The organism is Naasia sp., from assembly GCF_025465545.1.
Taxonomy (GTDB): domain Bacteria; phylum Actinomycetota; class Actinomycetes; order Actinomycetales; family Microbacteriaceae; genus Naasia.
In genome coordinates, this window is sequence record NZ_JAODMK010000052.1 from 1 (window position 1) to 24,187 (window position 24,187).

The 24,187-nt window shown below is 70.0% G+C and carries 25 protein-coding genes; 20 read left to right on the plus strand and 5 right to left on the minus strand.

The window, feature by feature from the left end:
- The first annotated feature begins 1,079 nt into the window (after nt 1–1,079).
- Nucleotides 1,080–1,997, plus strand: coding sequence for an ATP-grasp fold amidoligase family protein (locus JWR33_RS13155; RefSeq protein ID WP_297412371.1), 918 nt, complete (start codon nt 1,080–1,082; stop codon nt 1,995–1,997).
- 367 nt (nt 1,998–2,364) lie between these two features.
- On the opposite strand, the gene JWR33_RS13160 is transcribed toward JWR33_RS13155, so the two are convergent.
- Both JWR33_RS13160 and JWR33_RS13165 read right to left on the minus strand, forming a co-directional pair.
- Nucleotides 2,365–3,102 (minus strand): glutamine amidotransferase, encoded by a 738-nt coding sequence (locus JWR33_RS13160; RefSeq protein ID WP_297412372.1) that lies wholly within the window; start codon nt 3,100–3,102, stop codon nt 2,365–2,367.
- A 28-nt stretch (nt 3,103–3,130) separates the two neighbouring features.
- Nucleotides 3,131–4,003, minus strand: coding sequence for a hypothetical protein (locus tag JWR33_RS13165; protein WP_297412373.1), 873 nt, complete (start codon nt 4,001–4,003; stop codon nt 3,131–3,133).
- A gap of 237 nt (nt 4,004–4,240) precedes the next feature.
- Here JWR33_RS13165 and JWR33_RS13170 point away from each other — a divergent pair, with 237 nt between their 5' ends.
- From JWR33_RS13170 to JWR33_RS13255, 18 genes are all read left to right on the plus strand, one after another.
- Nucleotides 4,241–4,819 (plus strand): hypothetical protein, encoded by a 579-nt coding sequence (locus JWR33_RS13170; RefSeq protein ID WP_297412374.1) that lies wholly within the window; start codon nt 4,241–4,243, stop codon nt 4,817–4,819.
- Nucleotides 4,820–4,919: 100 nt separating this feature from the next.
- Complete coding sequence (locus tag JWR33_RS13175) at nt 4,920–5,228, plus strand: hypothetical protein (RefSeq protein WP_297412375.1); 309 nt, start codon at nt 4,920–4,922, stop codon at nt 5,226–5,228.
- Nucleotides 5,229–5,302: 74 nt separating this feature from the next.
- On the plus strand, nt 5,303–5,464 hold the full coding sequence (locus JWR33_RS13180; protein WP_297412376.1) for a hypothetical protein: 162 nt from the start codon (nt 5,303–5,305) through the stop codon (nt 5,462–5,464).
- A gap of 312 nt (nt 5,465–5,776) precedes the next feature.
- Complete coding sequence (locus JWR33_RS13185) at nt 5,777–6,130, plus strand: hypothetical protein (protein ID WP_297412377.1); 354 nt, start codon at nt 5,777–5,779, stop codon at nt 6,128–6,130.
- A 228-nt stretch (nt 6,131–6,358) separates the two neighbouring features.
- Entirely contained in the window at nt 6,359–6,664 is a 306-nt protein-coding gene (locus tag JWR33_RS13190; RefSeq protein ID WP_297412378.1) for a TM2 domain-containing protein, read from the plus strand.
- 209 nt (nt 6,665–6,873) lie between these two features.
- Complete coding sequence (locus JWR33_RS13195; RefSeq protein ID WP_297412379.1) at nt 6,874–7,131, plus strand: hypothetical protein; 258 nt, start codon at nt 6,874–6,876, stop codon at nt 7,129–7,131.
- Nucleotides 7,132–7,323: 192 nt separating this feature from the next.
- A complete protein-coding gene (thrS, locus tag JWR33_RS13200; protein ID WP_297412414.1) occupies nt 7,324–9,255 on the plus strand; it encodes a threonine--tRNA ligase in 1,932 nt (643 codons plus the stop codon).
- Nucleotides 9,252–9,818: an HIT domain-containing protein gene (locus JWR33_RS13205; protein WP_297412380.1), complete on the plus strand. Its 567-nt coding sequence runs from the start codon at nt 9,252–9,254 to the stop codon at nt 9,816–9,818. Before thrS ends, JWR33_RS13205 begins: the two co-directional genes overlap by 4 nt.
- Before the next feature lie 83 nt (nt 9,819–9,901).
- The gene (gene pdxS / locus JWR33_RS13210; RefSeq protein ID WP_297412381.1) at nt 9,902–10,813 is read left to right on the plus strand and encodes a pyridoxal 5'-phosphate synthase lyase subunit PdxS; all 912 of its coding nucleotides are present in this window, start codon (nt 9,902–9,904) and stop codon (nt 10,811–10,813) included.
- Entirely contained in the window at nt 10,803–11,390 is a 588-nt protein-coding gene (pdxT, locus tag JWR33_RS13215) for a pyridoxal 5'-phosphate synthase glutaminase subunit PdxT (protein WP_297412382.1), read from the plus strand. Before pdxS ends, pdxT begins: the two co-directional genes overlap by 11 nt.
- Nucleotides 11,391–11,518: 128 nt before the next feature.
- Nucleotides 11,519–12,277, plus strand: coding sequence for a YebC/PmpR family DNA-binding transcriptional regulator (locus JWR33_RS13220; RefSeq protein WP_297412383.1), 759 nt, complete (start codon nt 11,519–11,521; stop codon nt 12,275–12,277).
- 4 nt (nt 12,278–12,281) lie between these two features.
- Nucleotides 12,282–12,842: a crossover junction endodeoxyribonuclease RuvC gene (ruvC, locus tag JWR33_RS13225; RefSeq protein ID WP_297412384.1), complete on the plus strand. Its 561-nt coding sequence runs from the start codon at nt 12,282–12,284 to the stop codon at nt 12,840–12,842.
- Nucleotides 12,843–12,928: 86 nt separating this feature from the next.
- Complete coding sequence (ruvA, locus tag JWR33_RS13230) at nt 12,929–13,537, plus strand: Holliday junction branch migration protein RuvA (protein WP_297412385.1); 609 nt, start codon at nt 12,929–12,931, stop codon at nt 13,535–13,537.
- Nucleotides 13,534–14,571: a Holliday junction branch migration DNA helicase RuvB gene (ruvB, locus tag JWR33_RS13235; RefSeq protein WP_297412386.1), complete on the plus strand. Its 1,038-nt coding sequence runs from the start codon at nt 13,534–13,536 to the stop codon at nt 14,569–14,571. The genes ruvA and ruvB overlap by 4 nt, the downstream gene beginning before the upstream one ends.
- 100 nt (nt 14,572–14,671) lie before the next feature.
- Nucleotides 14,672–15,070, plus strand: coding sequence for a preprotein translocase subunit YajC (gene yajC, locus JWR33_RS13240; protein WP_297412387.1), 399 nt, complete (start codon nt 14,672–14,674; stop codon nt 15,068–15,070).
- A gap of 74 nt (nt 15,071–15,144) precedes the next feature.
- Nucleotides 15,145–16,881 carry a protein translocase subunit SecD gene (secD, locus tag JWR33_RS13245; protein WP_297412388.1) on the plus strand — a complete coding sequence of 579 codons (1,737 nt, stop codon included), beginning with the start codon at nt 15,145–15,147 and terminating at the stop codon, nt 16,879–16,881.
- Nucleotides 16,881–17,867: a protein translocase subunit SecF gene (gene secF, locus JWR33_RS13250; RefSeq protein ID WP_297412389.1), complete on the plus strand. Its 987-nt coding sequence runs from the start codon at nt 16,881–16,883 to the stop codon at nt 17,865–17,867. Before secD ends, secF begins: the two co-directional genes overlap by 1 nt.
- Before the next feature lie 85 nt (nt 17,868–17,952).
- On the plus strand, nt 17,953–20,202 hold the full coding sequence (locus JWR33_RS13255) for a bifunctional (p)ppGpp synthetase/guanosine-3',5'-bis(diphosphate) 3'-pyrophosphohydrolase (RefSeq protein ID WP_297412390.1): 2,250 nt from the start codon (nt 17,953–17,955) through the stop codon (nt 20,200–20,202).
- Here the strand turns inward: JWR33_RS13255 and JWR33_RS13260 are convergent.
- The 3 genes from JWR33_RS13260 to JWR33_RS13270 all read right to left on the minus strand — a co-directional run bounded on the left by JWR33_RS13260 (nt 20,189) and on the right by JWR33_RS13270 (nt 22,468).
- Nucleotides 20,189–20,728 (minus strand): hypothetical protein, encoded by a 540-nt coding sequence (locus JWR33_RS13260; RefSeq protein WP_297412391.1) that lies wholly within the window; start codon nt 20,726–20,728, stop codon nt 20,189–20,191. The two genes, JWR33_RS13255 and JWR33_RS13260, sit on opposite strands and share 14 nt — an antisense overlap.
- 86 nt (nt 20,729–20,814) lie before the next feature.
- Nucleotides 20,815–22,047, minus strand: coding sequence for a DUF349 domain-containing protein (locus JWR33_RS13265; protein ID WP_297412392.1), 1,233 nt, complete (start codon nt 22,045–22,047; stop codon nt 20,815–20,817).
- A gap of 124 nt (nt 22,048–22,171) precedes the next feature.
- Nucleotides 22,172–22,468, minus strand: a complete 297-nt coding sequence (locus JWR33_RS13270; RefSeq protein WP_297412393.1) for a dioxygenase — start codon at nt 22,466–22,468, stop codon at nt 22,172–22,174.
- Nucleotides 22,469–22,619: 151 nt separating this feature from the next.
- Between JWR33_RS13270 and JWR33_RS13275 the strand changes: the two genes are divergently transcribed.
- Nucleotides 22,620–24,050, plus strand: coding sequence for a replication-associated recombination protein A (locus tag JWR33_RS13275; RefSeq protein WP_297412415.1), 1,431 nt, complete (start codon nt 22,620–22,622; stop codon nt 24,048–24,050).
- Nucleotides 24,051–24,187: the final 137 nt, after the last annotated feature.

Below are 24,187 nucleotides of genomic sequence, written 5' to 3' on the forward strand. Positions count from 1 at the left end.
GGTGGCCCTAACCGAGCATCGGGAAGGGCGCTGTCGCAACGCCCCTCACCGCCCCGACGCTCGGATGTCATGGCGATGTCGCGAACATTGCGAGCGCCAGGTCGGCAAGGTGAGCGGACGGGAAACCCAGTTCCAGAACTTGTCCGTCGCGTTGGATGAGAGTTCGAGGAAAGGTCTCGCCGCGAAGCAGGATGAACACGAGCGGTCCGTGTCTTCTCACCCTGCAGTCCACGGGCGCGCCCCACTTCAGAGCGCCGACAGGAACCCGGAGAGGCCCACCGAAGCTCGGGGCGCTGAGGAAGTCCTCTACGAGCGGCTGGGAGCCCTTCTGCGGTCTCTGTGGGGGTGCAGCGTGGGTCGGTGCCACAGGTCGGCGCTGACTGTTTGTGCTGCGGGCCTCACTCACCGGTCTGCTCCTCATCGTCGTCGGAATCGCTCGCTTTGGCCCATTCGAAAAATTCTTCTAGCGAAAAGTCGCGGGGCAATTCGCCGGGGAACGCGCGCCGGGTCCTCGTGCAGTCAGCGAGGGCCACGTTCGGCCTCCTCGCGCAAGATGACGGCCAGTATTGAGAGCGGCATGACCCACCACCCCCCCGGTGCTCGCACGGGTTCCACCTCACCTGCGCACCCGCGGCCCGCCTGCTCCTGTATTGCGTTCGGGCGGCGGTTTCCGCGGTTCACGTCGTTCCCGCCGCCGACGGTTCGGCCCTGGTGGCGAACCGGCCAGGCGGCAACTCCTCTTCATTTCTGCACTTGTGCCGGGTGGTACCGGAAACGGCCGGACCTGGAGAGTCGGGCGCGGGGGCGCTGGCGGCACACGTCCCCGATGCACCGGCGATTGCGACGCGCCCGCCATGTCGGCGAGGATTCGGCTCGCGCGACGGCGCCGGAGGCTAGCGCCGGGGACACAGTTGATGCAAGAGTGCAGCTTCGGCCGCAAGTGAGGGCGACCAGCGTCGAATCGCCCAGATCCGCCGGTGGTGGTGCTCCTGCCCTCTGCTCCGATCGGGGCGGGAACCGGATCGGCTGATTTGCGGCAGAACCTTCAGAGTCGGTGAGATCATCTGTTGGAAGGAATGATGGCTTCATTCGTGAATGACCTGCGTGCCAGCATGGCCAAGCGGTTCCCGGTCGTGATCCCAGCGGCTCTATCTTTCAGGCGGGCAAAGGGGCATCTCCCCAATATCTTCAGGCCCAAGACGTTCAGCGAGCACTGCCAGGCGAGGAAGGTTTTCGACCGCAGCCCGAAACTTCCCCAATATGCGGACAAGGTGCTCGTCAAGAGTTTCGTATCCCGCGAACTCGGACAGAGTTGGGTGATCCCTACGATATGGCACGGAACGGAGCTGCCACCCGAGAGCAAGCGGGACTGGAAGCGCCCGTTCGTCATCAAGGCGAATAACGGCAGTGCGACCAATATCTTCGTGCGAGAACACGACACGGTCGACTGGGCTGAAATAGACCTGGTGACTCGGAATTGGCTGCGCAAACCCTATGGCTTGGGGTATGGCGAGTGGCTCTATCGAGCGATCGAACCCCAGTTGCTTGTGGAGCCCTTCATAGGCAACGGGACGGATCTGCCAGTCGACTACAAGTTCTGGGTATTCCATGGGCGTTGCGTGATGATCCAAGTCGATACAGGCAGAGAACGGCACCACAGGCGTCGTTTCTTCGACCGAAACTGGTCGCCCCTGCCTTTCGGCTTGCATTACCCGATCGAGCACGGGGAAATCGAAAGACCGAGCGCTCTCGATGGAATGCTGTCAGGAGCGGAGAAACTCGGGCGCGGCTTTGGGTTCGTGCGGGTCGACCTCTATGAGGTGGAAGGGGCGCCCGTTTTCGGGGAGATGACCTTTTATCCGGGCTCGGGGATAGAGTCCTTCACTCTTTCGTCCGTCGATGTGCTCTTGGGAAGGATGTGGGCCGCTGCCGATCGTCGGGCGGTCATCGATCTGGAAGTGGAACTAGCGAGAATCTGCTCGCTGGAAGTGGGCTGAGTTCGCAGGCGAAGCGAACAGCTCATCTGGTCCGGCCGCGATCGGCGGCTGCCGGTATGGCTGTGGTTGGGGCTGGCCACGATGTTCGCCATCTGGTCGCTGTGGCGAGCGCGGAACCGGCCCGGCTGGTTCATGCCAGCCGTCGCGGCAGTCCTGGTAGTCGGAACTCTCCTGCCGCTGGCGGAGAGCCCGATCGCACAGCCGAACGGGTTCGCGCTCGCGCAGTCAGAGTCGGCGGGTATGGCGCCCCGCCCTCGCCGGTCTGATCGCCGCCGGCGTCGACCTCCTGCTCCACGTCCCGGGCTGAGGCATCATCTGGTAGCCGGACGCGCTGCGGCGGCGGGAGGCCGGCGGCCCCCTTCTCGTTCTACTCCGGAACGGCATACCGCTCGACGAAGCGGCGCAGCACCGCCGACGGGTGCCGGACGGAGCTCGAGCGAGCGGTCTCCTTGAGGGAGTCCGCCTCGTGCGGTTCGAAGTAGCCGGCGTGCTTGTACACGTCGATCCGCGTCGCGATGCCCTCCACGTCGAGCTCCGGGTGGAACTGGGTCGCATAGACGTTCTGCCCGATCCGGAAGGCCTGCACAGGGCACGCGGGCGAGGACGCGAGCCGCACGGCATGAGGCGGCAGCTCGCGCACCGCCTCCTTGTGCCCCACGAAGGCGTCGAACACCGGAGGAAGCACGCCGAACACCGGGTCCTCCCGCCCCTCTGCGGTGAGTGTGACCGGCACCGGGCCGATCGGCTCCGCGTAGGTGCGATCGATCACGGCCCCCTGGTGCGTCCCGATCGCGCCCACGCCGTAGCACGCGCCGAGCATCGGGAAGTCTTCGGCCACCACCTCGTCGAGGAGCTCGGCCAGCTCCCCTTCGACCCGGCGCTGGATGTCGGACTTCTCCTCGAACGCGTCGGACGAGTTGAACGGGCTGCCGCCCATGATCAGCCCCGAATAGTCGGCGAGCCGCACGCTGCCGAGAGGGCGCTGCTCGAGGCGGACCCTGCGCAGCTCTGAGTGCCGCAGCCCACCGAACCGGACGAACGCCTCGTACTCGCTGTCCGCCGCCACATCGTCGGCCCGGGTGGCGAGCAGCAGAAATGGCTTCATGCAGAAAGGTTAGAGAGTGCGGCCGGGCCTAGCTTCCCTGGCTGCCGGCCCTGACCTGGCGCGGCCGGCTCATCTTCCCGGAGCTACGGCCGGAGACCCCTGCGCGCCGGTTCGCCGGAACGTTGCTCTGCCACCATTCGGGGTGCGGCAAGAACCGGTCGCAGTTCTCCTTCGAGGGCGCCACCTGCTGATGCAGGAACGCTCCCTCGTCGCATCGCCCCTTCGATTCGACGGTCCTCACCGCCACGAATGCGGGTCCCGCCCCCAGGTCGGTCTGCGTTCCGGCGAACCAGGCGAGCAGATAGCCTTCGGCGTGCGCCGACGGCGCGCCGATGGTCGGCACCAGTGCCGTCTCGAGCTGGGCGAGCCCCTCCTCGTGGTAGACCGCCGATTCGGTGGCGATCATGGCGCTGTAGTGCACGAGCGAGCGGCTCTCGGCCGTCCACGCGCTGGATGCTTCCGCGCGCACCGGCAAGAGGACCGCATCCGCGCATCTGCCCCGCGCGTCGAGTCCGCGATCGGTATAGAGCGTCTTGGTGCCGGTGACTTCGCCCGCCGACGAGGAGATGACGAAGGACGCCGCGACGCCCGTGACGGGGGATTTGCCGCCTCCGGAGCCGTCGGTGGGGCCGAGGGTCACCGTGACCGTCTCGGAGAACGAGCCGGGGTACGGCCCCAGTGCGACTCCGGAGACGGCGATCCGAAGGGTGCCGCTTCCGTCCGGCTTGCACTTCTGCTCGCCCGCGAACGCGCCGGAGCCCACCGTCGCGTTGGCGAGGAGGGTCTCCGCGGTGAGCGGCGGTGGCGGTGGGTCGTCCGGGGAGCGCGCCTGTCCTGCCGCCCATGACGGAACAGCGAGCGCCAATCCGGCGCACACCGTGCAAGCCCAGATCTCGTGCATGCGAGCTCGCCTCCTCTGAAGGCCGGCCAGAAGCCGCATCGCCCCGCGCCCGACACCGTAATCCTGCGTGCGGCCGCCGTACAGCTTTCGACACGCCCCATTGCGAGGCAAGGGGCGAAGCGCGGCGCCGGCCGGTCGCGTCGCACGCGCCTATGTCAACCCCGGGCCTATTCCCGGTGCCGTCCGCACACTGAGGGGACCGCGGCGACCGGCTGCGGTCGAAGCGAGGAGTCCGCCATGTCCCGTGCCCACACTCTCGTCCGAAGCCTGCATGACATCGGTCTTGGATCGTGGTTCGGCGGCTCGCTCATGGGCGCGGTCGGCCTCAACGGCGGCGCCGCGGCGGCGAAGTCCCCCCGGGAGCGCACCCGCATCTCCTCAGCGGGGTGGCAGAAGTGGTCGCCGGTGCTCATCGGATCGATGGCCGCGCATGTGGTCGGCAGCGTGGGGATGCTGTGGAGCGACAAGGAGCGCCTCCTCGTGCAGAGCGCAGGCCGGAGCAGCGCGATGGTGAAGACAGCGATCACCCTCGCCGCGGGCGCTGCGTCGGTCTATTCCGGGATGCTGGGTCGCGTCCAGTCGGAGCATCAGGACGAGGGCGGCATCACGCCGACCGAGCCGCTCGCCTCCGCGTCCGAGGAGATGAGTTCGGCGCAGCGCCAGCAGAAGTGGGTGCAGTGGATCACGCCGGCTCTCACCGCGGTGCTGATCGTGCTCGCCGCGCAGCAGGGCGAGCAGCAGCGCAGCACCGCACCGGTCATGACCGGCTCGCGGTCGCCGCTCGCGCGGGTGACGGCGCTGCTGCATCGCAGCTGAGTCGCCCGGGATAGCCGCGAGACACTGCCGCGGGTAGAGCGTTCGGTCTACTCTGCGAACAGGCGCCGTGATGGCGCGGCGCCCTCGCGAGGAGATTGCTATGGGCAGCATCCGGTACGGCACGTATCCGCTGCTCGAGATCGACGACCGGGTCCTGGCCCACATCAAGGCGGCGGTCCTCGCCAAGCTGCGGCGTGACGAGTCGTTCGCCTTCACCTGGGTTCGCTCGGAGCAGCGCGGGGGAGGGCGTGAGACGGTCTGGGTCCACCCTGCGATCCCGTTCGTGTTCACCTTCGACAGCTCCGCCCCGGAACCGCTCAACCGGGCGTGGGTGGAGGCGCTGGTCGAGGGCGCCAACAGTCCAGGGGGCATGCAGGTGGTGCCGGAGCCGCACCGCGAGCACGCCTGAGGCCCCCCATTGCGCCCCGGGCCGCGGAAGTCAACCGGTGGATGCGGATTCCCGGGCAGGCGATGCTCTGGTGCATGAAGGACGACCTCGTGGATGAGTCCGCTCCGCCCTGTCCGCACTGCCGGCGCCCCATGGACCTGGTCGTCAGCTCCTGGTGGTGTCTCGAGTGCCAGGAGCACGTCGACGGCCCCGACGGTCCGCTCGTGCCTGCCCTGTCGACCGGGCTGCTCGGCTAGCGATCCGCCGCCGCGGGGCACGGCCCTTCGGGTGCCTCAGAGGCACGCTTGGCTCGGTAGCAGGACGCGGCAGCGGCCGTCAACCTCCCGGTCGGGTCCCGCCCGCCTCTGGCACTGTGAGATCACCCCACCCCGCCCCCGGCCGCGGTACCCGTCGCGACCGGGGGCATTCCCGCATCTCCTGCCCGTGGGGCGTACCGCACCGGTGGCCGGCAGCTCATCCCGGCCTTCCGCCGCGATCAGCAGTAATCGATCCCCGCCGGGGGCGGTTGGGGGTTGCGTCGCGAATCTCCGCCGGGCAAGGCTCGAAGGGTGAAAGAGCTCTCGTACGCCGACCAGCACATCGTGACCTCCGACCAGATCGCCGACCGGGTCCTCGAGTACGCGAAGCTGCTGGGCAGAGCCAACACCGCAGACACGCTCTCCCTGCCCGCCGTCAACGCCTCCGGAGACGTGCACACGGTCGACCTGCTGATCGGGCCTGCGAGCCAGATCACCGCCGTCGCGGCGGACGCCGACCTCGCGGAGATCGCGAGTTCCGCGACGCTTGCCGACATCGATCAGCGGATCCGCGCGGTGCAGCCCGAGCGGGCCGTCGTCGGAGAGGCCGCGGTCGCCGACGCGTACGATCCGGACCTTCCGTGGGCGGGGGAGGAGCAGGAGTAGTCGCCTGTGCAGAAAACGCCTCAGGTACTGCCTGAAGGTTCCGCGCAGCGGTGGATCGGTGCCCGCGCCCGGCGCGCCGCTGATCAGAGCGTGAATTCGGCTCAGCCGGAGGGCCGGGGTGACGGGGTATGTCTCCAGTCCGCCATTTGGGGGACCGTCACGTGGACTGGGGGCACAACCGCCTGATCAGAACCGGTTAGGGTGGTCGAGCCGTCATAAGGAGACCCGATGCCCGAGACGATTGCGCTGCCGTACCCCACGGCGCCTCTCAAGTTCTACCCCACCCAGCAGGACCACCCGTTCGACACCACGCTTCCGCCGGTGTCCGTCGGGCGCGCCTACGCATTGATGCTGTTCAGCCTCGTCGGCGTGTTCGGCATCGCCCACTTCTACCTGGGCCGACCCGTCAAGGGCACCATCTGGCTGCTCACCTTCGGTGTCTTCGGACTCGGGGCGCTCGTCGATCTCGTCACGATGTACTGGCAGGTCAAGCAGATCAACCGCTGGCACAGCGTCGGAGTCGGCGCCCACTGAGGCGCTCCTCTCCCTGTCGAAGGCGCTGCTGATGGCGGCCACGAGGATGCTCGGCGCGCGTTTCCGGAGAACTGTCCGCGGCGCACCGCGACCGTGACGTCCTCGAGCGCCATGACGCGGTCGGCGCCGGACCGGTGCGCCTCGCCTGCGGCCTCGACGAGTTCGCGGTCGTCCTGCCCGCCGAGCGGGGCCGGCGGTACGCTCGGAGCATGACCGCAGACGACGGAACCGCCCTCGGCGCTCGGGCGACCCGCGAGCTGGCCGATCAGGGCAAGGACGACCTGACCGAGCCGGTGTCCGAAGCGATCCGCAGCGTCGCGGCGTCCCACGCGGGTCGCGCTCTCGACGAGGTGGAGTCGGTGCTCAACCAGGCGATCCATGGAGCGACCGGGCTCCAGTCGCTCCTCTCCGTGGAGACCGTCCGCGGCCTGGCTCAGCGGATCTCGGAGAGCAAGCCGCACGCCTGATCGGGCTGCGCAGGTGCCTGGCGGCGTGTCGCCGGGGCCTCTCCTGACGCGCCAGGGCGCCGGATGCCCGGCGGTACAGTGGGGGCGTCCCTCCGAGAGAAAGACCGTAGACGCGCCGTGACCTCTGCACCTGACACCGACGCCGGAGCGACGACAGGATTCGATCTCTTCCCCGACAAGGGCGTCGTCGCCATGCGGATCGGCGGAGAGCTGTGGGACCTCTCACGGACGGTGCCCGAGGGCGTTGAGCCCGAGCCGGTCGAGATCGGCTCGCCGGACGGACTGTCCATCCTCCGGCATTCCACGGCGCACGTCCTCGCCCAGGCGGTGCAGTCCGTCAACCCGGAGGCTCGGCTCGGCATCGGGCCGCCGGTCACCGACGGCTTCTACTTCGACTTCGACGTGGCCGAGCCGTTCACCCCCGACGACCTGAAGGTCTTCGCCAAGGAGATGGAGCGCATCCAGCGCGCCGGCCAGCGCTTCGAGCGCCGGGTGGTGACCGAGGACGAGGCGCGCGGACTGTTCGCCCGTGAGCCGTACAAGCTCGAGCTGATCGGACTCAAGGGAGCGGTCGACGACGCCCAGGACGGCGAGTCGGTCGAGGTCGGCGGCGCCGAGCTCACCGTGTACGAGAACGTCGACCCCCGATCCGGCGACGTCCTCTGGCGCGACCTCTGCCGCGGACCGCACCTGCCGAGCACCCGTCTCATCCAGAACGGCTGGGCCCTCACCCGGATCGCCGCGGCGTACTGGCGGGGCTCCGAGAAGAACACGCAGCTGCAGCGCATCTACGGCACGGCGTGGCCGACGAAGGACGAGCTCCGGGAGCACCAGGCGCGCATCGAGGAGGCGCAGCGGCGGGACCACCGCAAGCTGGGCGCCGAGCTCGACCTCTTCTCCTTCCCCGACGAGATCGGCTCAGGGCTGGCCGTCTTCCACCCCAAGGGCGGGATCATCCGCCAGGAGATGGAGCAGCACGCGCTGCGCCGTCACCGGGAGGCCGGCTACCACTACGTCTACACGCCGCACATCTCCAAGTCGGACCTGTTCCTGCAGTCGAACCACCTCGTCACCTACAAGGAGGGCATGTTCCCTCCGCTGCGGATGGACGAGGAGCGCGACGCGGCGGGGGAGATCGTCAAGCAGGGCCAGGACTACTACCTGAAGCCGATGAACTGCCCGATGCACATCCTCATCTACAAGGAGCGGGGGCGAAGCTACCGAGAGCTTCCGCTGCGCCTGCAGGAGAACGGCACGGTCTATCGGAACGAGCTCTCCGGTGCGCTGCACGGCTTGACCCGGGTCAGGGGCTTCACCCAGGATGACGCCCACCTGTTCGTCACTCCGGATCAGCTCGAGGAGGAGGTGGCGAAGGTCCTCGAGTTCGTCCTCTCGATGCTCCGCGATTTCGGACTCACCGAGTTCGAGCTCGAACTCTCCATGCGGGACGACGAGAAGGAGAAGTGGATCGGCTCGGACGAGTACTGGAGCACCTCCACCGACGCGCTCCGCCGCGTGGCTCTCGCCAGCGGGCTCGCGCTCACGGAGGTCCCGGGCGAGGCCGCCTTCTACGGACCCAAGATCGACCTGAAGACCCGGGACGCCATCGGACGCATCTGGCAGCTCTCGACCGTGCAGGTCGACCCCAACCTGCCCGAGCGATTCGAGCTCGAGTTCACCGACCGGGACGGCACCAAGCAGCGTCCGATCATGATCCACCGCGCGCTGTTCGGGTCGATCGAGCGCTTCTTCGCGATCCTCCTCGAGCACTACTCCGGCGCCTTCCCGGTCTGGCTCTCGCCCGTCCAGGCGGTCGGCATCCCGGTCGCCGACGAGTACGCCGACTACCTCGGGGGAGTGATCGACCAGCTCCGCGCCGCGGGCGTCCGTGCCGAGCTCGACGCGAGCGACGACCGGATGCAGAAGAAGATCCGCACGCACACGAAGCAGAAGGTGCCGTTCCAGCTGATCGCGGGCGAGGAGGACCGGGCGGCGGGATCCGTGAGCTTCCGCTTCCGGGACGGCACTCAGCGCAACGGGGTGCCGATCGCCGAGGCGGTCGGCCTCATCGGCTCCAGCATCGACCGGCGCGTGCAGGTCGTGACCGCCGACGACCTCGCATGAGCGGCGGGCCGTACTCGGCGGCGGAGTTCAACGGCGAGGCGGAGTCCTCGGCCGACTTCGCCGCGGTGCCCGATGCGTTCCAGCGGCTCTGGACCCCGCACCGGATGGCATACATCGAGACCGGCGGCAGGCCGGACGGCTGCCCCTTCTGCGTCGCACCCACCCGCAGCGATGAGGAGGCGCTCATCGTGGCCCGCGGCACCGCCGCGTACGTGATCCTCAACCTGTTCCCGTACAACTCCGGCCACCTGCTGGTGTGCCCGTACCGCCATGTTGCGCTGTATGACGAGGCCAGCGAGCAGGAGATCGACGAGATCTCCCGCCTCACCCAGACGGCGATGCGCGTGGTGAGGAGCGTCTCCGGCAGCGAGGGCTTCAACCTGGGGATGAACCAGGGACGCATCGCGGGCGCGGGCATCGCGGACCACCTGCACCAGCACGTCGTTCCCCGGTGGGCGACCGACGCCAACTTCTTCCCGATCATCGCCCACACCAAGGCGCTGCCGCAGCTGCTCGGCGAGGTGCGCTCCGCCCTCGCCGACGCCTGGCCGGGCGTAGACTAGGGGCCGTTCCGCGCCGCCCACCCGGGCGATGCGGCATGCGCGCGGGTACGAGCGCGCGGACACGATTGATTGGCGACACGGACGTGACGGACACCACAGGCAACGCGGGCGGCAGCTCATTCGGCACGAGCAGGGTCAAGCGCGGCCTTGCCGAGATGCTCAAGGGCGGCGTGATCATGGACGTCGTCACGGCCGATCAGGCGCGCATCGCCGAGGACGCCGGCGCCGTCGCCGTGATGGCGCTCGAGCGCGTCCCCGCCGACATCCGCGCCCAGGGCGGCGTGGCCCGCATGAGCGACCCCGACCTCATCGAGCAGATCATCGCGTCCGTGTCGATCCCCGTCATGGCGAAGGCCCGCATCGGGCACTTCGTGGAGGCGCAGGTCCTGCAGGCGCTCGGTGTCGACTACGTCGACGAGTCCGAGGTGCTCTCGCCGGCCGACTACGTCAACCACATCGACAAGTGGGACTTCACGGTCCCCTTCGTCTGCGGTGCCACCAACCTGGGCGAGGCGCTCCGCCGTCTCACCGAGGGCGCCGCCATGATCCGCTCGAAGGGCGAGGCCGGCACCGGTGACGTGTCCGAGGCCACCAAGCACATCCGCACGATCAAGGGCGAGATCGCCGCCCTCGGCGCCAAGAGCGCCGACGAGCTCTACGTCGCCGCGAAGGAGCTGCAGGCGCCATACGACCTCGTCGTCGAGGTCGCCCGCACCGGCCACCTCCCCGTCGTGCTGTTCACCGCGGGCGGCGTCGCGACGCCGGCCGACGCGGCCCTGATGATGCAGCTCGGCGCGGACGGCGTGTTCGTCGGCTCCGGCATCTTCAAGTCGGGCGACCCGGCCAAGCGGGCCGCGGCCATCGTCCGGGCGACCACGTTCTACGACGACCCGGCCGTCATCGCAGACGCGTCGCGCGGCCTCGGCGAGGCGATGGTGGGCATCAACGTGTCCGACCTGCCGGCGCCGCACCGGCTCGCCACGCGTGGCTGGTAGTCCGAGAGTCGGCGTCCTCGCCCTCCAGGGCGACTTCCGGGAGCACCTCGCGGTGCTCCGGGCCCTCGGAGCGGACGCGCGCCCCGTGCGGCGTCCGGAGGAGCTCACGGAGATCGACGGTCTCGTGATCCCGGGCGGCGAGTCGACGGTCATCGACAAGCTGTCCCGCGCGTTCGGCGTCGCCGAGCCCCTGAAGGCCGCGATCGCGGGCGGGCTTCCGGTCTACGGCACCTGCGCGGGCCTCATCCTGCTCGCCGACACCGTCCGGGACAGCATCCAGGGGCAGCAGAGCTTCGGCGGACTCGATGTCGTCGTGCGGCGCAACGCGTTCGGCACCCAGCTCGACTCCTTCGAGACGGACCTCGACATCCCCGAGCTCGGCGCGGACCCCGTGCACGCCGTGTTCATCCGCGCCCCCATCGTGGAGGAGGTGGGTCCGGCGGCCCGCCCGCTCGCCGAGCTCGAGGACGGCCGCGTCGTCGCCGTGGAGCAGGGGAACCTGCTCGGCACCTCGTTCCACCCTGAGGTCACCGGCGACACCCGCTTCCACGAGTACTTCCTCCGCAAGCTGGGCTGAGAACTGCTCCTGCTGCGGCGGTCGTGGCTGCAGCCGGGGACGTGGCCACATTGTGCGCTGAGCAGCCGGGAGGGGCCAGGGCGGTGAATTAGACTGGGCGCCGCCATTCGGGCCGGAAGAGGATCAGCATGTCAGGGCATTCCAAGTGGGCGACGACCAAGCACCAGAAGGCGATCAAGGACAGCCGTCGTGCGAAGTCCTTCGCCAAGCTCATCAAGAACATCGAGGTGGCCGCCAAGATGGGCGGCGCCGACCTCTCCGGCAATCCGACCCTCGTCGACGCCGTGCAGAAGGCGAAGAAGACCTCGGTCCCCAACGACAACATCGACCGCGCGATCAAGCGCGGAGCGGGACTCTCCGGCGAGTCCATCGACTACCAGACGATCATGTACGAGGGCTACGGGCCGCACGGCGTCGCCCTGCTGATCGAGTGCCTCACCGACAACAAGAATCGTGCCGCCGCCGAGGTGCGCACGGCGATGACCCGCAGCGGCGGCACCATGGCCGACCCGGGCAGCGTCGCCTACAACTTCAGCCGCAAGGGCGTCATCTCGGTCAGCAAGACCGACAGCCTCACCGAGGACGACATCCTGCTCGCCGTGCTCGATGCCGGCGCCGAGGAGGTGAACGACCGCGGCCAGGGCTTCGAGATCGTGACCGAGCCGAGCGATCTGGTCGCCGCGCGCACCGCGCTGCAGGGCGCGGGCATCGACTACGACGCGGCGGACGCGGAGTTCGTGCCGGGAGTGACCGTCTCGCTCGACGCGGAGACCGCGCGCAAGGTCTTCCGCCTGATCGATGCGCTCGAGGATCTGGACGACGTGCAGAACGTCTTCGCCAACTTCGACGTTCCGGCCGACGTGATGGCCGAACTCGAGAACGACTGACGCGGTGCGCGTCCTCGGCGTCGACCCGGGCCTCACCCGCTGCGGCGTCGGGGTGGTGGATGTGGCGCCGGGGCGCAAGGCGGTGCTCGTCCACGTCAGCGTGATCCGCACCCCGCCCGAGCTGGCCCTCGAGGAGCGGGTGGTCCGCATCGGCCGGGGGATCGCCGAGCTGCTCGACGAGCATCGGCCCGATGTCGTGGCGCTCGAGCGGGTGTTCGCACAGCACAACGTGCGGACCGTGATGGGCACCGCTCAGGCCAGCGGCGTCGCCATGTACATGGCGGCGGAGCGCGGGCTCGCCGTGGCCCTGCACACCCCCTCCGAGGTGAAGGCCGCGGTCACCGGCTACGGTGCGGCGGACAAGAAGCAGGTGGGCGCCATGGTGGCGCGAATCCTCGGGCTCGACGCTCCGCCGTCGCCCGCCGACGCCGCGGACGCCCTCGCGATCGCGATCTGCCATGCCTGGCGAGGCCCGGCCGCCATCGCGACACCCTCGGGAGGGACGGGACTCACGCCGGCGCAGCGCGCCTGGGCCGAGGCGGAGAAGGGCAGCCGCCGGCGCTAGCCGGACCGAGGCGCACTCTCGAACACGTCTTCGACTCGCCGGGCCGCCTTGCGGACTGCGCCGGGACCCCTGCCTAACCTGGGGCCATGATCTCCTCGCTGCGCGGAACCGTCCTCGCCGTGTCCGGGACGTCGGCCGTGATCGAGGTCGGTGGGGTGGGCTACGGCGTCACTGTGACCCCCCAGCACGCCCTGTCCCTCCGGGAGGGCGCCGAGACCCTGGTCCACACCGCACTGATCGTGCGCGAGGACGACATGTCGCTGTTCGGCTTCGCAGACCTCGACACCCTCCGGGTGTTCGACCTCCTGCGCGGCGTCACCGGCGTCGGGCCCAAATCCGCCGTCGGAGTGCTCTCGGCCATGACCCCGGATGAGGTGGCGGCAGCCGTCACCTCGGAGGACGACGGAGCATTCCGGAAGGTGTCCGGCATCGGCCCGAAGACGGCCAAGCTCATCGTCGTCTCCCTCGCCGGCAAGCTGTTCCCGGTCCGTGCGGTGGCCTTCGCCCCCGCTCCGAGCGCGATCGGCGCCGACGTCGTGGTCGCCCTGGTCGGCCTCGGCTGGCCGGAGCGCACCGCGCAGCAGACCGTCGAGGACGTACTCCGCGATCTCGGACCCGAGCAGAGCACCCCCGTGCTGCTCCGCGCCGCGCTGGCGCTGCTCGGTCCCCGCCAGCTGAGCGGTGCAACCTCGTGACCGACGAGATCGTCCGCCCGGAGCCCGAGTCCGACGCCGAGCTGGCGTTCGAGGGCGCGCTCCGCCCGAAGTCGCTGGCGGAGTTCGTGGGGCAGGTGAAGGTGCGCGGCCAGCTGCAGCTGCTGCTCCGGGCCGCCGCCATGCAGAACCGCGCACCGGACCACATCCTCCTGGCCGGTCCTCCCGGCCTCGGCAAGACCACCCTGGCCATGATCGTCGCCCAGGAGAGCAATCGGCCCCTCCGGCTCTCCAGCGGCCCGGCCATCCAGCACGCCGGCGACCTCGCCGCCGTGCTGTCCTCGCTGGTCCCCGGCGAGGTGCTCTTCATCGACGAGATCCACCGGATGGCCCGCTCGGCCGAGGAGATGCTCTACCTCGCCATGGAGGACTTCCGGATCGACATCATGGTGGGCAAGGGTGCAGGCGCTACGAGCATCCCGCTCGACCTGGCCCCCTTCACCCTCGTCGGTGCCACCACCCGCTCCGGCATGCTGCCGAACCCCCTCCGGGACCGCTTCGGATTCACCGCGCACCTCGAGTTCTACGAGACCGAGGAGCTCGAGCGCGTGCTCGAACGAGCCGCAGGCCTGCTCGAGCTCGACGTGGAGCGCGGCGCGCTGCGCGAGATCGCCGGTCGCAGCCGCGGCACCCCCCGCATCGCCAACAGGCTGCTCCGGCGAGTCCGCGACTACGCGCTCGTGCACGGCACCCGGGCCGGCCACGAGGCGGTCGACGCCGCTCTCGAGCTCTACGACGTCGACCCGATCGGACTCGACCGGCTGGACCGCGCCATCATGCAGGCGATCCTCCTCCGCTTCGACGGCGGCCCCGTCGGCCTCAACACGCTGGCGGTGTCGGTCGGCGAGGAGTCGGAGACGATCGAGAGCGTCGTGGAGCCCTTCCTCGTCCGCATGGGCTTCCTCAGTCGAACGCCTCGGGGCCGGGTCGCGACGCCCGCCGCCTGGCGCCATTTCGGACTCGCCCGGCAGGGCGACGTGTCGGTACCGGCCGCACTGTTCGGCGACCGGGTATGATTTGCTCGTTATTGCGCGTCGCCTGCGGCCTCTCCGCTGCCCATCGCGCTCCCAGTCCGCGTCACTAGAGTGACCGGCTCTCTCTCGGAAGGCTTTCAACGTGGATCCGTTGACCATCGTCATGCTCGCAGTGCTCGCCCTGCTGATCTTCTTCATGTTCCGCAACAGCCGCAAGCGTCAGCGTGACGTCGCGGCCATGGCGGACCGCACCAAGGCGGGCGCCCAGGTGATGACCAACTTCGGCGTGTTCGGCACCATCCTCTCGATCGACGACGAGGAGAACCAGGTCCTCCTCGAGACGACGCCGGGCACGGTGCTCAAGGTGCACCGCCAGACGATCGCCAAGATCATCACTCCGAGCGACGTCGTGGCCGAGGACGAGGACGAGGACGTCGTCATCGCCGACCCGGCCGTCGAGCCGGACTTCGGCGAGCGTCTGCCCGTCCAGGACGACACCCAGAAGCCCTCCGCCGGCTCCGTGAAGAAGACCGACCAGTAGCCCGTAGCGCCCGCCTGCGCCGCCTGCCGGCGCAGGCTTCCGCCTGCCCCTTCGAAGAAAGCTGAGTCCTGTCGGTGGCAAAGTCGACGAGCCCTGTCCGCAAGGCCTGGCGCTCCCTCGCCGGCCTGGCGGCGATCATCGTCGTCCTCGTGGGCCTCAACCTGTTCGGGGCGCTGTTCGGCGGAGCCGGCTGGACCCCGAAGCTGGCGCTCGACCTCGAGGGCGGCACGCAGATCATCCTGCAGCCCGTCGTCGAGGGCGGCAAGCAGGTCCAGCAGGAGCAGCTCGACCAGGCGGTGTCGATCATCCGCCAGCGCATCGATGCGGCGGGCGTCTCCGAGTCGGAGATCAACACGCAGGGCGGGCAGAACGTCGTCGTGTCGATCCCGGGCCAGCCGGACGAGGAGACCCTCCAGCGCATCGAGGCCTCGGCCAAGCTGGAGTTCCGGCCCGTGCTCGTCGCGGGCACCCCGTCGACCGACAGCATCGGCGGCGCCACGCCCACCCCGACGCCCACGCCCACTGCGGACCCGACGCCCGCCCCGTCTCCCACCGACGCGAGCGACCTCGCGCAGATCACCCCCGAGCTGCAGGCCGAGTACGACGCGTTCAACTGCTCCGACATCGACCCGAGCACGGTGGCTCCGGCGGACGAGCCTCTCGTGACCTGCGAGGTGGACTCCTCGGTCAAGTACATCCTCGGTCCCGTCGAGGTGAGCGGCGAGGACGTGAGCAACGCGACCAGTGGGCTGCAGACCACCCAGACGGGCGGCACCACCGGCCAGTGGGTCGTCAACCTCTCCTTCAACTCCAAGGGCGCGGAGGCGTTCGCGAAGGTGACCACACGCCTGACCGGCATGGCGGCGCCTCAGAACCAGTTCGGCATCGTGCTCGACGAGCGAGTCATCTCCGCTCCGCGCTCGCTCGCGGTGATCACCGACGGCAACGCGGCCATCTCGGGCAACTTCACCCAGGAGAGCGCCAAGGGGCTGGCCGACCAGCTCAAGTACGGCGCCCTGCCGATCAGCTTCCAGGTGCAGTCCTCCGATGTGATCTCGGCCACCCTGGGGTCGGAGCAGCTGCGCAGCGGCCTCATCGCCGGTCTCATCGGCCTGATCCTGGTGGTGCTCTACTCGCTCGTCCAGTACCGGGCACTCGGCCTGGTGACGGTCGCGTCGCTGGTCGTCGCCGCGGTGCTCACCTACCTGATCGTCACCCTGCTGTCCTGGCAGGAGGGCTACCGCCTCTCCCTCGCCGGTGTCGCCGGCCTGATCGTGGCCATCGGCATCACGGCCGACTCGTTCATCGTCTACTTCGAGCGCATCCGCGATGAGCTCCGTGACGGCAGAGGCCTTCCTGGCGCGGTGGAGGCGGGCTGGAAGCGGGCCTGGCGCACCGTCGTGGTCTCCGACACGGTCAACTTCCTCGCCGCCGTCGTGCTCTTCGTGCTCGCCGTCGGCAACGTCCGCGGCTTCGCGCTGACCCTCGGGCTCACGACCCTCGTCGACCTCGTCGTCGTGTCGCTGTTCACCCACCCGACGCTCCAGCTGCTCGCCAACCTCCGATTCTTCGGGGAGGGCCACCGCGCCTCGGGGCTCGACCCCCGGGCGCTCGGCGCCGTCTACCGCGGGCGCGCGCAGTTCCGTCCGCCGGTGGCCGCCGTCGGCCGGCTGGCCGCGAGCCGCGGCGAGGCCGCTCGCCGGCAGACCATCGCGGAGCGCAAGGCCGCCGAGCTCTCGGGCTCGCAGCCTCCGCCTCCCGCGGACGGCCCATCGACGGCCGCACCGAGCGGAAAGGGCAGGAAGTCCTGATGGCGAGCTTCTCCCAGTTCGGCAACGACCTCTACACCGGGGCCCGATCGATCGACTTCGTCCGCCGCAGGCGGATCTGGTTCCTCGCCTCGGCGATCGCCGTGATCCTGGCGATCGCGGTGCCCTTCCTCCGCGGCGGCTACCAGTTCGGCATCGAGTTCACCGGCGGCTCGGAGTTCCAGGTGTCCGGCCTCGCCTCGCCTGACCAGAGCATCGCCGAGGACGCGGTGGCGAGCGTCGTGCCCGACATCGCCCCCCGCGTCTCCACCGTCGGCGGCAGCGGCATCCGGGTGCAGACCGATCAGCTCGCGGACCAGGAGAGCACCCAGGTGCGCCTCGCTCTGGCGGACGCCTACTCCGTGCCGCTGAACGACGTCACCGAGTCCTTCATCGGGCCGTCCTGGGGTGCGGACATCACGTCGCAGGCCCTCCGGGCACTCCTGGTCTTCCTGCTCCTCGCCGGGGTGGTCATGGCCATCTACTTCCGGACCTGGAAGATGGCGCTCGCCGCCATGGTGGCGCTGCTGCACGACCTCGTCATCACGGCGGGGGTCTACGGCATCGTCGGCTTCGAGGTGACGCCGGCGGCGGTGATCGGGTTCCTCACGATCCTCGGCTACTCCCTGTACGACACCGTCGTGGTGTTCGACAAGATCCGCGAGAACACCCAGGGCGGCGAGGCCGTCTCCAGCCGCACCTTCGGCGAGTCCGTGAACCTGGCGGTCAACCAGACCCTGGTGCGCTCCATCAACACCTCGGTCGTGGCGATCCTGCCGGTCGGGGCGATCCTCTTCATCGGAGCGTTCGTGCTCGGCGCGGGAACGCTGCGCGACATCGCACTCGCGCTCTTCATCGGGATCCTGGTCGGCACCTACTCGACGATCTTCGTGGCGGCGCCGCTCTACGTGTCGCTGCGGGAGCGGGAGTCGTCCATCCGCACGCAGTCGAAGCGCACCCTGGAGCTGCGGGCCAAGGGTGCCGCCTGATCCCGCCGGCTCGTTCGCCCTCGGCTGAGGGCCGAGGGGAAGGCGGAGGCGCGATGCTAGCGTTGTTCCCGGCGGAGGGAGGCGCATGACGGAGACCACGACGTCCACCTCGCTGCGCCGCCTGGTGCCCCGCATCTTCTCCCGGGCGCAGCCGACCGGCGCGCTGGAGATGCTGCTCCGCACCGTCAGGACGCATCACCCCAAGGCGGACATCGCCGCCATCGAGCGCGGCTATGCCGCGGCCGAGAAGGCGCACGCGGGGCAGAAGCGGGACAGCGGCGAGCCATACATCACCCATCCGCTCGCGGTGGCGCAGATCCTCGCGGACCTCGGCATGGGGCCGAAGACGATCATCGCCGCCCTGCTGCACGACACCGTCGAGGACACCGGCTACACCCTGGACCAGATGCGGGCCGAGTTCGGCGACGAGGTCGCCATGCTCGTCGACGGGGTCACCAAGCTCGACAAGCTCAAGTACGGCGACAGCGCGCAGGCCGAGACCGTGCGCAAGATGGTCGTCGCCATGTCGAAGGACGTGCGCGTCCTCGTCATCAAGCTCGCCGACCGCCTGCACAACGCGCGCACCTGGGGCTTCGTCTCCGCCGAGCGCGCCTCGCGCAAGGCGCGGGAGACGCTGGAGATCTACGCGCCCCTCGCTCACCGGCTCGGCATCCAGGCCATCAAGCTGGAGCTCGAGGACCTCTCGTTCGCCGTGCTCTACCCCAAGCTCTACGCCGAGATCGAGAGCCTGGTGCGCCAGCGCACCCCGCAGCGCGAGGGGTTCGTGCAGGAGGTCATCGACTCGGTGGTCGAGGACCTGCGGGCGGCGAAGATCAAGGGCACCGTCGCGGGACGGCCCAAGCAGTACTACTCGATCTACCAGAAGATGGTGGTGCGGGGCCGCGAATTCGACGAGATCTACGACCTCGTCGGCATCCGCGTGCTCGTCGACTCCCTCCGCGACTGCTACGCCGTCCTCGGCGCGATCCACGCCCGCTGGACGCCGGTGCCCGGACGGTTCAAGGACTACATCGCCACACCCAAGTTCAATCTCTACCAGTCGCTGCACACCTCGGTCATCGGCCCGAACGGCCGCCCGATCGAGATCCAGATCCGCACGTTCGAGATGCACCAGCGCGCGGAGTTCGGCGTCGCAGCGCACTGGAAGTACAAGGAGCGGGTCAACGGCCAGCGGGGCGGCCTCAAGACCTCGGCCGCCGACACCGACATGGCGTGGCTCGCGCACATCTCCGACTGGCAGGCGGAGACCGCCGATCCCGCCGAGTTCCTCGACTCCCTGCGCTTCGAGATCGGCGCGAAGGAGGTCTACGTCTTCACCCCGAAGGGGAAGGTGATCGGGCTCCCCGCGGGCGCAACGCCGGTGGACTTCGCCTACGCGGTGCACACCGACGTGGGCCACCGGACCATGGGCGCGAAGGTCAACGGGCGGCTGGTCCCCCTCGAGAGCGAGTTGACGAGCGGCGACGTGGTCGAGGTCTTCACCTCGAAGAATCCCGACTCGGGCCCCAGCCAGGACTGGCTCGCCTTCGTCAAGAGCCCCCGGGCACGCAACAAGATCCGGCAGTGGTTCACCAAGGAGCGCCGCGAAGAGGCCATCGAGCAGGGCAAGGACGCGATCGGCCGCGCCATGCGCAAGCAGAACCTGCCCCTGCAGCGGCTGATGAACCAGGACGTGCTCGTCGAGGTCGCGGCGCAGATGCGCTACGACGACGTCGCGTCGCTGTACGCGGCTCTCGGCGAGGGCCACGTGTCCAGCCAGTCCGTGATCGAGAAGGTGCTCGCGCACGTGCAGGGCGCGCAGGAGACCGACGAGGAGGAGGAGGTCTCCTTTCCGAGCGGCCGCTCGTCCCGCCGGCGCGGCAGCGACTCGGGGGTCCAGGTGCGCGGCGCGCCCGACATCCTCGTCAAGCTCGCGAAGTGCTGCACGCCGGTTCCCGGCGACGACATCATGGGCTTCATCACCCGCGGCTCCGGTGTGTCGGTGCATCGCACCGACTGCACCAACGTGCAGGAGCTCAACACCCAGCCCGAGCGGCTGGTTGAGGTGGAGTGGGCGCCGTCGTCGAAGAGCGTGTTCCTGGTGCAGATCCAGGTGGAGGCCCTCGACCGGTCCGGCCTGCTCTCCGACGTGACCCGGGTGCTCAGTGAGCATCACGTGAACATCCTGTCCGCAACGGTGTCCACCTCGAGCGACCGGCTCGCCATCAGCCGGTTCGTCTTCGAGATGGGCGACACCACCCACCTCGATCGCGTGCTCAACGCCGTGCGGCGCATCGATGCGGTCTACGACGTGTACCGGGTCAGCGCGGGCTGAGCTCGCACAGCCTCGCTCGGGATCGCGCCGCGTGTCCGGCGAAGCGCCGCTCGCCGAGCAGCGCCTCCAGGCCCGCGATCGGGCAGTCTCGGCGCTGCAGGAGCCTTCCGACGATGGCGGCGGTCGCGGCGTCGTAGCCGGCGCCGCGCAGCAGGTCCAGTGCGGTCCGCAGCGCCGTTGTGAGGCGCAGGCCGGCGAGCACGCGGGTGTCGCCGTCCTGCAGCCGCACCTCACGCACATCGAGGACCGGGTCGCGTGCGGCGGCCCGCGCCGTGACCGGCACACAGGTCTGCGGCGTGCTGGGCGCGGCGTCCGACCCGCCCAGCACCCACGCGGCGCTCCGCCGGTCGGCGATCAGGCGCGGATCGAGCACCGCGGCCAGCGACGCCGCCCTGGCGGCATCGGTCTCGGGCAGGTCGACCGGCACCCAGGCGGGCCCGACGGCGTACAGCTCGCCAGCAAGGCGGAGCGCGGCGAGCTCGGTCGAGGGAAAGTGAGCGGAACTGAGGACATCGGGAAGGCGCACCGGGACAGGATGGCCCCGCTGGCCGGGCGCCGACCGGCGGCCGGGGCGCCTGTGCAGAACCCCTGGCCTGGACGGCCGCGGGAGGGTCAGCTGTTCAGCGCGTCCAGCCAGATGCGGCGCGCGGCCAGCGCGTCCTCCGCGTCCTTGATCTTCCTCGCGTCGCCCGCCGCCTTCGCCTCGGCCAGCTCCGACTCGAGCTTCTCGATCGCGGAGTGCAGCTGAGCGGCGAGGCCCTCGGAGCGCGCCTTGGTCTCGGGGTTGTTGCGGCGCCAGTGCTCGTCCTCGAGGGACTTGACGGCGGTCTCGATGCGGCGCAGGCGCTCGCTCAGCGGCTTGACGTCGTCGCGCGGCACCTTGCCGAGCGCGTCCCAGCGGCGCTGGATGTCGGCGAGCCGGTCGCGGGCCACCTTCACGTCCTTCTCGCGAAGCAGCGGCTCAGCTTCGTCGAGGAGCGCGCGCTTGGCGAGCAGGTTGGCGCTGAACTCCTCGTTCTCGCGCGCGTCCACCTCGGCCTTCGCCGCGTAGAGCGCGTCGCCCGCCGCCTTGAAGCGGGCCCAGAGCGCGTCGTCCTGGCGCTTGCCGGCGCGGCCTGCCGCCTTCCACTCGTCGAGGAGCGTGCGGTAGGCGGGGATGCCCGACACGCCCTGCGGCGCGAGCGCCTCTGCCCGGTCGACCAGCTCCTGCTTGCGGCGGCGGACATCGCGCTGGGCGGCGTCCTGCTCGGCGAAGAACGCGCGGCGGTGGTGCTCCACCGTGCTGCGCGCCGTGCGGAAGCGCTTCCACAGGTCGTCGGCGACGCCCTTGGGCACCCGCGGACCCTCCTGCTGCTGCGTCTGCCACCGGGCGAAGAGCTCGTCGAGACGCGTCGTCGCCTGCTTCCACTGCGTGCTGGCAGGGTCGCCTGCCGCGATCTTCTCGGCCTCGGCCACCAGCTCCTCGCGCTCCGCGACGGCCTTGTCCACCTCGGCCTTGTTCTCGGCGGACTGCTTCTGGGTGAGCTCCGCGACGCTGCCGCTCAGCACGGCGAGCCGGTCGAGGAGCGACTGGAGGTCGCCGACCGCATTGGCCTCGCGGACCGTGCCATCGAGCTTGCGGACCGCCTTGGCGATGTCGGCGGCCGGCGCGCCCCGGCGCGAGCGCTGCTCGAGCAGCCCCACCTGTCCGGCGAGGTCGAGGAACTTGCGCTCGTAGTAGGCGAGCGCCTCCTCGGGCGTCGCGTCGGGATACTGGCCGACGAGGCGCTCGGTCTCGCCGTGGCGAACGTAGACGCTGCCGTCCTCGTCGACGCGCCCCCAGGAGGCGGAATCTGTGGCGGTCACGCGGGATCCTTCGGAAGACTGAGGCGTTGATGGCACGCCGAAGGCGGCCTGATCAGCCTATTGCACTCGCTTCGGACGCTCAGGGTGAGTTACCGGACTGTGACGAGGCGCCCGCCGCGTCGCGTCACCCGGTGGCGGACGGCGTGGGGGACGGGGTCGTGGCCGGGCTCGGGCTGGCTGCTGGGGTGGCGGAGGCGCTCGGCGTCGGCGCGGGGACGGGCGTGCCCGGACCCGCGGTGAAGTAGAGGACCTGCGCCACCGTGGCGAGGGCGACCACGACGAGGCCTGCGACCGCGGCGACGACGTTGTCGCGCCGGCGCCGGGCGCCCTGCTCGCGGTGCACCGTCTGGCGCGCGTGATACTCCCGCAGACGCTGCCGCTGCTCACGCTCCTCGGGGGTTCCCCGCCTGCTCGCTGCCACTGCCCCCGGTCCTTCCGCTCCGCTGTGCCGGTCCAGCATAGGGCGGCACCGTCGGCGGATCCGGGAGGCGCCGTCGGCGGTGCCGCCTAGCATTGACCGCGTGAACAGCCAGCCCGGCCTGCGCACGGGCTCCACGCCCCTCGCGGTGCGCATGCGCCCTCGTAGCCTCGACGAGGTCGCGGGTCAGCGCCACCTGCTCGGGCGCGGATCGCCGCTCGTCGCCCTGGCGAGCGACCGGACGGGGGAGCGGGGCGGCTCCTCGGTGATCCTCTGGGGGCCGCCGGGCACCGGCAAGACCACGCTCGCCCAGGCCATCGCGCACTCCTCGGGGCGGCGATTCGTGGAGCTCTCCGCGGTGTCCGCGGGCGTCAAGGACGTGCGGCAGGTGATGGAGGAGGCGAGGTCCCAGCGGGACCTGTACGGGGTCTCCACCGTGCTGTTCCTCGACGAGATCCACCGCTTCACCAAGGCCCAGCAGGACGCTCTGCTGCCGGGGGTGGAGAACGGCTGGGTCATCCTCGTCGCCGCCACCACCGAGAACCCGTCCTTCTCGGTGATCTCGCCGCTGATGTCACGCTCCCTCCTGCTGACCCTGGAGACCCTCTCCGACGAGGACCTCGGGATCCTCGTCGACCGCGCGGTCAGCGACCCTCGCGGCCTGGACGGCCGCGTGGTGCTGGAGCCCGACGCGAGGGCCGCCCTGATCCGCCTCGCCTCGGGCGATGCCCGCCGGGCGCTGACGGCGCTGGAGGCCTCGGCGGTCTCGGCAGCATCGGTTCGGAACGAGGCCGCCGAGGCCGCCGAGGGCGCCGCCGAGCGGCGCCCCGGGCGCGCAGCCGAGGACGACGAGGACGACGAGGACGACGACGGTGACGATGAGGAGGGCGCCGGGGCGGACGAGTCCGCCGAGGGGAACGAGCCGGCCGCCGGGGCCCTCCCCATCATCACGGCCGACCTCGTGGCTCGAGCGGTGGATCGCGCCCTGCTGCGCTACGACCGGCAGGGCGACGAGCACTACGACGTGATCAGCGCCTTCATCAAGTCCGTTCGCGGCTCCGACGCCGACGCCGCCATCCACTACCTGGCGCGCATGATCGAGGCAGGCGAGGACCCCCGCTTCATCGCCCGGCGCATCCTCGTGTCCGCGGCCGAGGACATCGGCATGGCCGATCCGCAGGCGCTCGTGATCGCCGTGGCGGCGGCCGACGCGGTGCAGTTCCTCGGCATGCCGGAGGGGCGCATCCCGCTCGCCGAGGCGGTCGTCTATCTCGCGACCGCGCCCAAGTCGAACGCCTCCTACCTCGCCATCGATCGCGCCATCGCCGACGTGCGCGCCGGCAAGATCGGCCGGGTGCCCAAGCACCTCCGCGACGCGCACTATCCCGGGGCCCGCAAGCTGGGGCACGGCAAGGGGTACCGCTACGCCCACGACTACGAGCACGGTGTCGCGCCCCAGCAGTACCCGCCCGACGAGCTGAAGGACGCGGTCTACTACGAGCCGACCGGCAACGGCTTCGAGCGCGATGTGACGGCCCGCCTGGAGCGGCTGCGACGGATCATCCGGGGTGAGCCGGGGACGTAGCAGCAGGGCCGCGCGGATGCTAAAGTGTTCGAGGCCTTAGACCCGGATCGAAGCGAGCGGCTGCGCGACGAACCGGAAGAAGGAACCGTCGCCTGTAGCCGGCCGGTTCCGCGGCACGCCTCTCTTTCCCACGCAGG